This is a genomic window from Mycolicibacterium chitae (assembly GCF_900637205.1).
GTDB classification, from domain to species: Bacteria; Actinomycetota; Actinomycetes; order Mycobacteriales; family Mycobacteriaceae; genus Mycobacterium; species Mycobacterium chitae.
Map to the genome: position 1 here is coordinate 874,154 of NZ_LR134355.1, position 12,397 is coordinate 886,550.

Annotated in this window: 10 protein-coding genes; 5 read left to right on the plus strand and 5 right to left on the minus strand. The window is 68.5% G+C overall.

Annotation, left to right across the window (positions count from 1 at the left end):
* Window positions 1-15 precede the first annotated feature (15 nt).
* The 3 genes from EL338_RS04195 to EL338_RS04205 are packed head-to-tail and all read left to right on the plus strand — an operon-like array spanning window position 16 to window position 3,777.
* Window positions 16-1,398 carry a sigma 54-interacting transcriptional regulator gene (locus EL338_RS04195; protein WP_126332579.1) on the plus strand — a complete coding sequence of 461 codons (1,383 nt, stop codon included), beginning with the start codon at window positions 16-18 and terminating at the stop codon, window positions 1,396-1,398.
* Window positions 1,391-3,358 carry a vWA domain-containing protein gene (locus EL338_RS04200; RefSeq protein ID WP_126332580.1) on the plus strand — a complete coding sequence of 656 codons (1,968 nt, stop codon included), beginning with the start codon at window positions 1,391-1,393 and terminating at the stop codon, window positions 3,356-3,358. The genes EL338_RS04195 and EL338_RS04200 overlap by 8 nt, the downstream gene beginning before the upstream one ends.
* Window positions 3,359-3,384: 26 nt before the next feature.
* A complete protein-coding gene (locus EL338_RS04205) occupies window positions 3,385-3,777 on the plus strand; it encodes a DUF6632 domain-containing protein (protein WP_126332581.1) in 393 nt (130 codons plus the stop codon).
* 85 nt (window positions 3,778-3,862) lie between these two features.
* Here EL338_RS04205 and EL338_RS04210 read toward each other — a convergent pair whose 3' ends face one another.
* A complete protein-coding gene (locus tag EL338_RS04210; RefSeq protein WP_126332582.1) occupies window positions 3,863-4,720 on the minus strand; it encodes a 3-hydroxyacyl-CoA dehydrogenase in 858 nt (285 codons plus the stop codon).
* Window positions 4,721-5,082: 362 nt separating this feature from the next.
* Here EL338_RS04210 and EL338_RS26110 point away from each other — a divergent pair, with 362 nt between their 5' ends.
* Together EL338_RS26110 and EL338_RS04220 are read left to right on the plus strand one after the other, a co-directional pair.
* Window positions 5,083-6,312 carry a hypothetical protein gene (locus EL338_RS26110; protein ID WP_163792012.1) on the plus strand — a complete coding sequence of 410 codons (1,230 nt, stop codon included), beginning with the start codon at window positions 5,083-5,085 and terminating at the stop codon, window positions 6,310-6,312.
* A 317-nt stretch (window positions 6,313-6,629) separates the two neighbouring features.
* Window positions 6,630-7,811 (plus strand): hypothetical protein, encoded by a 1,182-nt coding sequence (locus EL338_RS04220; RefSeq protein ID WP_126332583.1) that lies wholly within the window; start codon window positions 6,630-6,632, stop codon window positions 7,809-7,811.
* Window positions 7,812-7,814: 3 nt separating this feature from the next.
* On the opposite strand, the gene EL338_RS04225 is transcribed toward EL338_RS04220, so the two are convergent.
* From EL338_RS04225 to EL338_RS04240, 4 genes are read right to left on the minus strand one after another with little or no spacing between them, the layout of a single operon-like run.
* A complete protein-coding gene (locus tag EL338_RS04225; protein ID WP_126332584.1) occupies window positions 7,815-8,405 on the minus strand; it encodes a DUF1707 SHOCT-like domain-containing protein in 591 nt (196 codons plus the stop codon).
* A 47-nt stretch (window positions 8,406-8,452) separates the two neighbouring features.
* Window positions 8,453-9,259 (minus strand): enoyl-CoA hydratase family protein, encoded by an 807-nt coding sequence (locus EL338_RS04230; protein WP_126332585.1) that lies wholly within the window; start codon window positions 9,257-9,259, stop codon window positions 8,453-8,455.
* The gene (locus tag EL338_RS04235) at window positions 9,259-10,425 is read right to left on the minus strand and encodes an acyl-CoA dehydrogenase family protein (RefSeq protein ID WP_126332586.1); all 1,167 of its coding nucleotides are present in this window, start codon (window positions 10,423-10,425) and stop codon (window positions 9,259-9,261) included. The genes EL338_RS04230 and EL338_RS04235 overlap by 1 nt, the downstream gene beginning before the upstream one ends.
* Window positions 10,422-12,395 carry an acetyl/propionyl/methylcrotonyl-CoA carboxylase subunit alpha gene (locus EL338_RS04240; protein ID WP_126332587.1) on the minus strand — a complete coding sequence of 658 codons (1,974 nt, stop codon included), beginning with the start codon at window positions 12,393-12,395 and terminating at the stop codon, window positions 10,422-10,424. The genes EL338_RS04235 and EL338_RS04240 overlap by 4 nt, the downstream gene beginning before the upstream one ends.
* Window positions 12,396-12,397: the final 2 nt, after the last annotated feature.

Here is a 12,397-nt window from a genome sequence, read left to right on the forward strand (position 1 = left end):
TCGTAGCGTGGAGACGTGACTTCGCCTAGCAATCTTCCTCGCACCCTCGGTGAACTGCGTGCCTCCGGCCATCAGGAGCGCAGCGTCAAGCAGGAGATCCGGGAGAACCTGCTGACCGCTCTGGCCGACGGCACCGACGTGTGGCCCGGTATCTTCGGCTTCGAGGACACCGTGTTGCCGCAGGTCGAGCGGGCTTTGATCGCCGGGCACGACTTCGTCCTGCTCGGCGAGCGCGGCCAGGGCAAGACCCGGCTGCTGCGCTCGCTGGCCAACCTGCTCGACGAGTGGACCCCGGTGATCACCGGCTCGGAACTCGGCGAGCACCCCTTCAGCCCGATCACCCCCGAGTCGCAGCGGCGCGCCGCCGAGTCGGGCGAGGACCTGCCGATCGAGTGGCGGCACCGCAGCGAGCGCTACACCGAGAAGCTCGCCACCCCGGACACCAGCGTGGCCGACCTGGTCGGCGACATCGACCCGATCAAGGTGGCCGAGGGCCGCAGTCTCGGGGACCCGGAGACCATCGCCTACGGCTTGATCCCGCGCTCGCACCGCGGCATCGTCGCGGTCAACGAGTTGCCGGACCTCGCCGAGCGCATCCAGGTGTCGATGCTCAACGTGATGGAGGAGCGCGACATCCAGGTGCGCGGCTACACGCTGCGGCTGCCGCTGGACGTGCTGGTGGTCGCCAGCGCCAACCCCGAGGACTACACCAACCGCGGCCGCATCATCACGCCGCTCAAGGACCGCTTCGGTGCGGAGATCCGCACGCACTACCCGCTGGAACTCGACGCCGAGGTCGGCGTCATCCGGCAGGAGTCCCACCTGTCGGCCGAGGTGCCGGAGTATCTGCTGCAGGTCACCGCGCGGTTCGCCCGGGCGCTGCGCGAATCCAACTCGGTCGACCAGCGTTCCGGCGTCTCGGCCCGGTTCGCCATTGCCGCCGCGGAGACCGTCGCGGCCTCCGCGCGGCACCGCGGCGCGCTGCTGGGCGAGCAGGAACCGGTGGCGCGGGTGGTCGACCTGAGCACCATCGTCGACGTGCTGCGCGGCAAGTTGGAGTTCGAGTCCGGCGAGGAGGGGCGCGAGCAGGCCGTGCTGGAGCACCTGCTGCGCCGCGCCACCGCCGACACCGCGCAGCGCCTCCTCGGCGGGCTGGACGTGGGGCCGCTGGTGGCCGCGGTGGAGGAGGGTTCGCCGGTGACGACGGGCGAGCGGGTCAGCGCCAAGGACGTGCTGGCCGCCCTGCCGGACCTGCCGGTGCTCGACGAGATCGCCGAGCGGCTGGGAGCCGAGTCCGACGGGCAGCGCGCCTCGGCCATCGAGCTGGCGCTGGAGGCGTTGTACCTGGCCAAGCGCATCGACAAGGTGTCCGGCGAGGGTGAAACGGTCTATGGCTAAAGGCTTCTCGCGGTACTCGCGATACACCGGCGGGCCCGACCCGCTGGCCCCACCGGTCGATCTGCGCGAGGCGCTCGAGGCCATCGGTCAGGACGTGATGGAGGGGTCCTCGCCGCGCCGGGCGCTGCAGGAGATGCTGCGCCGTGGGACCCGCAACATGACCGGGGCGGACAAGCTGGCCGCGGAGGCGAACCGTAGACGCCGGGAGCTGTTGCAGCGCAACAACCTCGACGGGACCCTGCAGGACATCAAGAAGCTGCTCGACGAGGCGGTGCTGGCCGAACGCAAGGAGCTGGCGCGCGCCCTGGACGACGATGCCAGGTTCGGCGAGCTGCAGCTGGATTCGCTCTCACCGTCGCCGGCCAAGGCCGTGCAGGAGCTCTCCGAGTACGACTGGCGCAGCCCCGAGGCCCGGCAGAAGTACGACGAGATCAAGGATTTGCTCGGCCGCGAGATGCTCGATCAGCGTTTCGCCGGGATGAAGCAGGCCCTGGAGAACGCCACCGACGAGGACCGTCAGCGCGTCAACGACATGCTGGACGACCTCAACGACCTGCTGGACAAGCACGCCAAGGACGGCGACACCCAGCAGGATTTCGACGACTTCATGGCCAAGCACGGCGAGTTCTTCCCGGAGAACCCGCGCAACATCGACGAGCTGCTCGACGCGTTGGCCAAGCGCGCCGCGGCCGCCCAGCGGTTCCGCAACAGCCTGTCGCCCGAGCAGCGCGCCGAACTCGATGCGCTGGCCCAGCAGGCGTTCGGTTCGCCGTCATTGATGAACGCCCTGAACCGGCTCGACGCGCACCTGCAGACCGCGCGTCCCGGCGAGGACTGGGACGGCTCGGAGCGGTTCTCCGGCGACGACCCGCTGGGCATGGGGGAGGGCGCGCAGGCGCTGGCGGACATCAGCGAACTCGAGCAGTTGGCCGAGCAGTTGTCGCAGAGCTACGCCGGGGCCAGCATGGACGACGTCGATCTGGACATGCTCGCGCGCCAACTCGGCGACGAGGCCGCCGTCGACGCCCGCACGCTGGCGGAGCTGGAACGTGCGCTGATGAACCAGGGATTCCTGGACCGCAGCTCCGACGGGCAATGGCGGTTGTCGCCGAAGGCTATGCGACAACTGGGGCAGGCCGCGCTTCGCGATGTGGCCCAACAGCTTTCGGGCCGTCACGGGGAACGCCAGACCCGACGGGCCGGCGCGGCCGGTGAGTTGACCGGCGCCACCCGGCCGTGGGCATTCGGGGACACCGAGCCGTGGAACGTCACACGTACTTTGACCAATGCCGTGCTGCGCACGGCCGGCACGGGTGAATCGTCCACACCGATGCGCATCACGGTGGACGACGTCGAGGTCTCCGAGACCGAGACCCGCACCCAGGCCGCCGTGGCCCTGCTGGTGGACACCTCGTTCTCGATGGTGATGGAGGGCCGCTGGCTGCCGATGAAACGGACGGCCCTGGCGCTGCACCACCTGGTGAGCACCCGGTTCCGCTCGGATGACTTGCAGATCATCGCCTTTGGGCGGCATGCGCGCACCGTGTCGGCGGCCGAACTGACCGGGCTCGAGGGCGTCTACGAACAGGGCACCAACCTGCACCACGCGCTGGCGTTGGCCACCCGGCACCTGCGCCGGCACCCGAACGCCCAACCCGTCGTGCTGATCGTGACCGACGGTGAGCCCACCGCCCACCTCGAGGACTTCGGCGACGGCGCGGAGGTTTTCTTCGACTACCCGCCGCACCCGCGCACCATCGGCCTGACGGTGCGGGGATTCGACGAGATCGCCCGACTCGGCGCCCAGGTCACCATCTTTCGGCTGGGCAGCGATCCGGGCCTGGCCCGATTCATCGACCAGGTGGCGCGGCGGGTCGAGGGCAGGGTGGTCGAACCCGACCTCGATGGGCTCGGGGCCGCCGTCGTGGGTGACTACCTCAAGGCGCGACGCCGGCGCTGATTTCCGGCGATCTGGGGGGGACGCGGATGACAACGACATTCAGCTACAAGCTGTTGCAGGTCGCACTCGCGGTGATCGGCGTGCTGATGATTCTGCTCTACCCGCTGGCGGTGGTGTGGCCGTCGGGGTGGGCGTGGCATTCCGGCGCCCCGCACGAATCGCACTATTTCATGATGATCGTCGCGCTGTACGCGACGTTGGGTGTCTTCCTGCTCAACGCGGCCCGACGGCCCGAGGCCCATCGCAGCCTGATCTGGTTCACCGTGGTTTCGAGCGTCGCCCACGCCGCGGTGATGGCGGTGCAGGCGCTCGGCGGCGAGCAGCACCGCGGACATCTCTGGGGTGATGTCCCGGCGCTGCTCATCGTCGCCGCGGTGTTGGCGGTTCTGGTTCGGGCCTCGGCGTCTCGCGCGGCCTGAGTCGTAGTCGTCACCAGATTGCCGCTAGGGCTGTAGCGGTGCCGAAACCGCAGCCGTAGAAGCATTTTCGGCGCACGGCGCGGAGCTAGGTGTACTTGTAGAACCCCTGCCCGGACTCCAGGCCCAGCTTGCCCTTGTCGATGTAGTTCTTCTTCAGCCACGCCGCCAACTGCTGCGCCTCGTCGTCGCCGTGGACCATGATGTTGTACGGCGTCCGCAGGCCGATGACGTCGTAGATCTGGAACGGACCGGCGGGCGCCCCGGTGCCGATGCGCCAGGTGTTGTCGACGTCGCCGGGCTGGGCGTAGCCGCCGGCCACCAATTCCAGGGCCGCCCGCAGGAACGGGACCAGCAGGGTGTTGAGGACGTAACCCGCCTTCTCCTTGTGGATTTCGATGGGCACCATGCCGATGGCCTCGGCGAAGGCGACCACCTCCTGGAACACCTTCGGGTCCGTCTCGGACGTGCCCATCACCTCGGCGAGGTTGGAGAACCAGATCTTGTTGGCGAAGTGCATGGCCAGGAAGCGGTCGGGACGGCCGGTGGCGTCCTTGAGGTCGCTGGGCAGCAGCGACGACGAGTTGGTTGCGAAGAGGGTCTTCGCTGGCGCCAGCGCGGCGAGCTCCTGGTAGGTCTGGCGCTTGAGTTCGAGGATCTCCGGGACGGCCTCGACAATCAGATCGGCGTCGGCTGCGGCTTGGCCCAGGTCGGTGGTGAGGGTCAGCCGGTCCAGGGCTGCCTCGGCCGCGCCGTCGGCGCCGCCGGGCACCTCGGCGCGATACGTCGCGACAAGCTTGTCGAATCGCTTGCGGGCCGCCGCGAGCGCGTCGTCGTCGATGTCGTAGACCGTGACCGGGAAACCCTTGAACGCGCTCTGATAGGCGATCTGCGAGCCCAACACTCCGGCTCCGAGAACGGTGACGGTGCGGATCTGGGTGGACATCGGCGCTCCGATCTCTGCGTTGCGGAATCCTGCCAGCTTATGTTGCGGGGAAGCTATCGGAACCCCAGCACGCTCAGCAATCTTCCCTTCGCGTCAATAGCCGGCCGGTGCACCGAGCAGGCCGAGCGGCGAGGCGAATGTGCTATGCATCACATGTTCTGCGTCGGACGAGGTGATTCGCGGCGGGAACGGAGTGAGTGTCGCACCCGCGGCACGCCCCACGGCCGACGAGCAGCAGGTGAACAATTGGCGTAGCTGTTGCTGCATGGCAAACCGTCACTTAGCATCTTCTCAGGCATTTTCTATGTACCCGTACCACTTCGTCAGCACGTCCACGCACTCCAAGATCGGGGAACTTCTACATGGCCTCCAAGCCAATCCTGACCACCGGCGTCGCCCTCGCGGGTGCGGCCGCGATTGTCGCCGCCACCCCGGCGATCATGCCGACCGCCGCTGAGAAGACCTATGTTGCAACGACTTCGGTGGCCGATCAGGGCCCGCGTCAGCTGACCGTCGCGGACTACGAACTGATGGCCGTGACGCTGCCCGGGATCCTGGACGCGTTCTTCAACGGGTACGGGCAGATTGTCAGTGACGGCGTCGCCACCGGCCCGGCGGGTGTGCTGTATTACATCGGCGAGGAAACCCTGCTGGGTGACATCGAGGTCGACAACTACCTGTTCGAGGCCGGCCCGTACGCGGCCGCCGCGCACCTCGCCGAATCCGCCGGTCTGTCCGACGATGTCGTCGAGTTCGTCTCGGCGCCGTGGGACAAGGTGCGCGCGAGCCTCGTGGACGCGGTCAACGAGCTCACCGGCGGCACCGACGACGAGTACACGCTGCCGGCGCTGCTGGTCCACGAGTTCATCCACAACGGCGGGCCCTTGGCGATGGTCCAGATTGCCGTGGACCTGATCAAGGAGATCTTCGACCCGTCGGAGCCGCCGGCCGAGACCCAGTCGCTGGTCGTCAACGAGGAGGATGACGCCTCGCTGCTCGATGGCCCGGAGGTCGCCAAGCTGGTCTCGCTGTCGGTCGTCGACGAGGCGGAGGTCGAGGCGGAGGCGGAGGTCGAGGACGCCGAGGCCGAGGTCGGGACGGCGAAGTTCAACCCGCTGGCCGGGGTGAAGCTCCCGTCGTTCCTGCCGGAGAAGGGCGAGGCCACCGGTCTGAGCGGTCTGGCCGGAGCCATCAAGGACTTCCAGCCCGTTGCCGACGAGCAGGTCGAGGCGCCGGCGGTCGAGGTCGAGGTGGACCCGAAGGCCGATGTGGATGTGGACCCGAAGGCTGACGTCGACCCGAAGGCCGATGTGGACCCGAAGGCCGATGTGGATCCGAAGGCCGAACTCGCCGATTCCGCCGACGACACCAAGACCAAGGCAGAACTGCGCCGGGAGGCCGCCAAGGAGCGCGCCGAGGAGCGTCGCGAGGCGGCGAAGGAACGCGTCCAGGAGCGTCGCGATGCCGTGAAGGAGCGGGTCAACGACGCCAAGGACAAGGTCCGCGACGCCGTGAAGCGCGCCACCGGCGGTGGCGACAGCGACACCAAGAAGGCTGACAAAAAGGACGACAAGAAGGACAGCGCCGACTAAGTCGGCGGCCGAAGAACACCCGCTCACGCCCGTCGAACCCCCGAAATGGGGGCATCGGCGGGCGTGAGTCTTTTCCGCTCACCGGGCTGCGCAGCAAACGTTCGGAAGCGCCCCGGCCGACCCTCGGTGCTGCCGCGAATGGCACGATGGTCGGTACAAATAGGGTTTGAATACTGGCCAGATTGCGAACTTCTGTTGCCGACGGGCAAACCGTCACTTAGCATCCTCTCAGGGGTTTTGAGTTTTTGGGGGCGGGGGCGTTGGGCGCGCCCCGTGAGCGGCATCAAAAGTTCACAAAAGAATTGGGGGATTCTTCCATGGGGGCCAAGCCGATCCTGACCACGGGCGTCGCACTCGCGGCAGCCACGGCCATCATTGCTGCAACACCGGCGATCTTGCCGAAAGAAACCGAAAAGACCTACGTCACAACCACTTCGGCGCCACTGGATCCCTCGCTGCGGCAACTGAGCGTTGCCGACTATCGGCTGATGGCCGTGACGTTCCCCGGACTTCTGCAGGCCTTCTTCAACGGCTACGGGAAAGAGGTCACCGAGGACACGTTGGTGCTGGGACCGTTGGGCGCCCTGTACTACCTGCTGGACCAGGGCGTGCTCGCCGAGGTGGAAATCGACGACCACTTCTTCGAGCGGGGTCCCTACGCGGCCGCCGGCCACATCGCCCGGCAAGCCGGCTTCGAGGAGTTCGCGGAGTTCCTCGAGGGGCCGTGGGAGGATCTGCGCGAAACCTTCGTCGAGACCGTCAACCGGCTCACCGGCGGCACCGGCGACCTGGACGACGAGAACATCGAACTCACCTTCGCGGCGAAACTGGTCGAAGGGTTCCTGTTCAACGGCGGTCCCCTGGGGGTCATCCGGGTGATCGTCAACGAGATCAAGCAGGCCTTCGATCCGGATGAGCCCGAGGCCGTCGTGCTCAACGAGTCCGCGATCCAGCCGCAGGCATTGCTCGTCGAACCGGAGCTACCCGAGCCGGAAGGGCCGGCGAGCGTGCGGTTCGACCCCGACCCCGAACCCGCAGAGAAGGTCGAAGCCATCGAGCCCGGCCCTTCGGATGCCAATCCCAGTGCAGCGGTGAAGACCCCGTCGTTCCTGCCGGAAAAGGAGGAGGTGCAGGAGCCCGCCGATCAGACCGCGGCCATCCAGAACTTCCAGCCTTCCACGGCTCCGCAGACCGAGGTCGAGCAGCCCGAGGCCGCCGCGGTCGAGGAGCCCGGAGAGGTGAGCAAGACCAAGGCAGAACTGCGCCGCGAGGTATTCGCGGAGCGTCTTCAGGAGCGCCGCGAGGCCGCCAAGGAACGCCGGGAAGCCCTCCAGGAACGGGTCAACGACGTCCGGGACAAGGTCAAGGACGTCGTCGAGCGCGTCACCGGTGCCAAGAACGACGACCAGGGCGACGATGACGACGAGGACGATTCCAGCAAAGATGCCGGCAACAACGACAACAACAAGGCCGGCAACGATCCCGGCAGCGAAGGATAGCGGCTAGCTGACGTCGTCCGGGCCGTGCGGCCGGCGGTTCTTGCGCTTGATGCCGACGTTGCCCCAGAGGGCGAAACCGTGGATCCGGATCTTCGGTGCGCCGGGGGAACCGTGCTCCTCGACGTGGTCGAATCCGCCCATCACACCCGACCCGTCGACCGTGACGTTGACTTCCGGCGGCAACAGGATGGTCTGCCCGCCCATGATCGAGTAGGCGCGGATGTTCACCTCGGGCGAGGTGAAGTCGGCGTAGCGCAGATCGATGACACCGCCGCCCCAGAACGTGAACGTCGTCAATTTCTGCGGGACGTTCCAGCGGCCGCGGCGCTGGAATCCGCTGAGGATCGCGAGCAGCACGGTCGAGGGGGCGGGCTTGCACGCACCGCGGCGAGTGTTGGCGATGACGGGCAGATCGGCCGAGAGTCGGTCCAGCTCACCGTAGGTTTCCGCGGCATAGGCCTTGTTCAGGCGGCTCTCGTATTCCGACAGGTCCAGCAGCCCCTGTGCTGCCGCATCGGTCAGCAGTTGGGCGGCCTGTATCCGGTCGGTGTCCGCGGCTCGTAGTGATGAGTCGCGCTGTGCTGAATCGCTCATCGCTGACGAGCCTACGACGCGTGTTGTCAACCGCAAAGCGAGGTCGGCTAATCGTTAGGTTCCGTGACCGTTTCGGCCCAATTCGGTGGCCGCTTCTGTAGGAACGCGAGCATCCCCTCCCGGGCCTCCGCCGAGACGAACAACCGCGCCGACTCCCGGGTCAACTCCTCGGCGTCGCGGTCGAACCCCGCCAGGATTGTGGCCGTGGTCAGGCGCTTCGATGCCGCGAGGCCCTGCGGCGATCCCTTCGCGAGCGCCGCGGCCAGCCTCGCCACCTCGGCCTCGACGTCGTCGGCGGCGATGCTCGCCAGCCCGATCTGCGCGGCCACCTGGGCGGTGAAGGTCTCTCCGGTCAGGTAATAGCGACCTGCAGCACGCGGGGTCAGCTTCGGCAGCAGGGTCAGCGAGATGATCGAGGGCGCGACGCCGATGCGCGCCTCGGTCAGCGCGAAGGTGCTGTTCGGTCCGGCGACCACGATGTCGCAGGCGCCCACCAGCCCCATGCCGCCGGCGCGGACATGCCCGTCGATCACCCCGATCACCGGCAGCGGGCACTCCACCAGGGCTCGCAGCAGCGCCGTCATCTCGCGGCCGCGTTCGGCGGCCAGCATCTCGGGATCGGCGGAACTACCCGAGGCCTGGTTGAGATCGGCGCCCGCGCAGAACGTGCCGCCGGTGTGCCCGAGCAGCACCATCCGGACCTCGGGATCGGCAACCGCGGCGCGGAGCCCCTCGTGCAGGCCGCTGACCAGTTCGGTCGACAGGGCGTTGCGGTTGTGCGGCGAGTTCAGCGTCAGTCGGGCGGCCCGCCCCTCGACGCGGTAGTCGACCCTCGGCTCCTGGGCTGCGTCCATCAGTACGAGCGGGGCAGGCCCAGCGAGGTCTGGGCGACGAAGTTGAGGATCATCTCCCGGCTCACCGGCGCGATGCGGGCCAGGCGGGAGGCCGTGAGCACCGAGGCGATGCCGTACTCCTTCGTCAGACCGTTGCCGCCCAGGGACTGCACGGCCTGATCGACCGCGCGCACCGACGCCTCCCCGGCGGCGTACTTGGCCATGTTGGCGGCTTCGGCGGCCCCGAAGTCGTCGCCGCTGTCGTAGAGCGTGGCCGCCTTCTGCATCATCAACTTGGCCAGTTCGACCTCGATATGGTTGGCGGCCAACGGATGCGAGATGCCCTGGTGCGCACCGATCGGCGTCTTCCACACCTGGCGGGTCTTGACGTACTCGGTGGCCTTGCCGATCGCGAAGCGGCCCATGCCCACCGCGCTGGCCGCGCCCATGATCCGTTCCGGATTCAACCCGGCGAACAACTGCGCTATCGCGGCGTCTTCCGAGCCCACCAGCGCGTCGGCGGGGAGCCGCACATCGTCGAGGAACACCTGGAACTGGAACTCCGGGCTGACGATCTCCATGTCGATCTTGGTCCACGACAGGCCCGGGGTGTCGGTGGGCACCACGAACAGCGCCGGCTTGAGGTTGCCCGTCTTGGCCTCCTCAGTGCGGCCCACCACCAGCAACGCCTGCGCCTGATCGACCCCGGAGATGAACACCTTCTGCCCGGACAGGATCCAGTCGCTGCCGTCGCGGCGCGCGGTCGTGGTGATGCGGTGCGAGTTGGAACCCGCGTCGGGTTCGGTGATCGCGAAGGCCATGGTCACGGTCCCGTCGGCGATGCCGGGCAGCCAGCGGCGCTTCTGCTCGTCGGTGCCGAACTTGGCGATGATGGTGCCGTTGATGGCCGGCGACACCACCATCATCAGCAGCGCGCAACCCGAGGCCGACATCTCCTCCATCACCAGCGACAGCTCGTACATGCCGGCCCCGCCGCCGCCGTACTCCTCCGGCAGATTCACCCCGATGAACCCGAGTTTGCCTGCCTCGGCCCACAATTCGCTGGTGTGTTCGCCAGCGCGGGCCTTCTCCAGGTAGTACTCGGGCCCGTAGTTGGCCGCCATCGCGGCGACCGCCGAACGCAGCGCCTGCCGCTCGGGACTTTCGATGAAACCGGTGTCCGTCATCGTGAGCTTTCCTCTTCTGTGGTGGGGTCGGCGACCAGTGCCAGCACGGCGCCCATCTCGACCTGCTGACCGGCCGTGACGTGGAGTTCGGTGAGAATGCCGTCCCCGGGGGCGGCCAAGGTGTGTTCCATCTTCATGGCCTCCAGCCAGACCAGGGGCTGCCCCGCGGTCACGGCCTGCCCGACCTCGGCGCCCGTGCGAGTCACCACGCCGGGCATCGGCGCCACCAGCGAGCCCTCCGCCACCGCGGTCCCGGGCTCGACGAACCGGGGCACCACGGTGAACTCGACCCCGCCGCGGGGCGAGTCCACGCAGACGGTGTCCCCGTATCGGCTTATTTCGTAGGCAGTTTCGACGCCGGACGGATCGGCCAGGACGACGCGGGCCGGCGCCGACGACACCAGGCGCAGACCGTCGTCGTCGGGCAGGATCAGGCCGGTGCGACCGAACCGGTACGCGACGCGGTGCTCGTCGCCGGCGCCGTCCCGGTAGGTCTTGCTCTGGTTGGCCGACGGCACATTGCGCCAACCGATCGGGGCGCCGAGCGCCACCGGCGCGGCGGCGCGGTTGTGTTCCGCGTCGGCCACCGCCGCGGCCACGGCCGACAGGCGAAGGCCCGCCGCGCCCACCCGCGGTGCCGCCAGCGCGGCCAGGCCGTGGGTGTCGAAGAACGCGGTATCGGTGTCGCCGGCCAGGAACGCCGGGTGCCCAAGGACATTGACCAGCAGGTCGCGGTTGGTGCGCAGGCCGTGCAGGCGGGTGCGGACCAGTGCATCGGCCAGCATGGCCGCGGCCCGGCGACGGGTCGGCGCGAAGGAGATGATCTTGGCCAGCATCGGGTCGTAGTGAATGGACACCGTCGTCCGATCGACGACGCCGGAGTCCAACCGGATCTCGGGCCGGCCCGAACTTTCGAACTCGCTGCGGGCGGTGGGCACGGCGAAGTGCCGCACGGTGCCGGCCTGCGGCTGCCAGTTCTTGGCCGGGTCCTCGGCGTAGAGCCGGGCCTCGATCGAATACCCCTGCGCCGCCGGTGGTTCGGGAGGGAGGCGATCGCCCTCGGCCACCCGCAGTTGCAGTTCCACCAGGTCCAGCCCCGTGGTCGCCTCGGTGACCGGGTGCTCGACCTGCAGCCGGGTGTTCATCTCCAGGAAGTAGAACTCGCCGTGCCCGTCGGCGAGGAACTCCACCGTCCCGGCCCCGGTGTAGCCGATCGCCTCGGCCGCCAGGCGGGCCGCGTCGAACAGCCTGCCGCGCATGCCCGCCACCCGTTCCACGAGCGGGGACGGGGCCTCCTCGATGATCTTCTGATGCCGACGCTGGATCGAGCATTCCCGTTCGCCGACCGCCCAGACCGTGCCGTGGTGGTCGGCAAGGATCTGCACCTCGACGTGGTGGCCGGTGGGCAGGTAGCGCTCGCAGAACACGGTGGGGTCGCCGAAGGCGGACTCGGCCTCGCGGCGCGCCGAGGCCACTGCGTCCGGCAGCGCGGCCAGGTCGCTGACCACGCGCATGCCGCGCCCGCCGCCACCGGCGGAGGCCTTCACCAGGACCGGCAACTGCTCGGCGGTCAGGCCGGCCGGGTCGAGTTCGTCGAGGATCGGGACCCCGGCGGCGGCCATCGTCTTCTTGGCCTCGACCTTGGACCCCATCGCGGCGATCGCCGCGGCGGGCGGCCCGATCCAGACCAGGCCGGCGGCCGTCACCGCCTCGGCGAACGCCGCGTTCTCCGAGAGGAATCCGTAGCCGGGATGGACGGCGTCCGCCCCGGCCGCCCGGGTCGCGGCCACCAGCGCCTCGGCATCCAGGTAGCTGTCCACCCGGACGCGGGTGTCGGCGTCGGTGACGTGCGGGGCCTCGGCGTCGGGATCGGTGTAGACGGCGACGGTGCCGATGCCCAGCCGTCGGCAGGTGGCGAACACCCGGCGGCTGATCTCGCCGCGGTTGGCAACCAGAACCTTGGTGATCATCG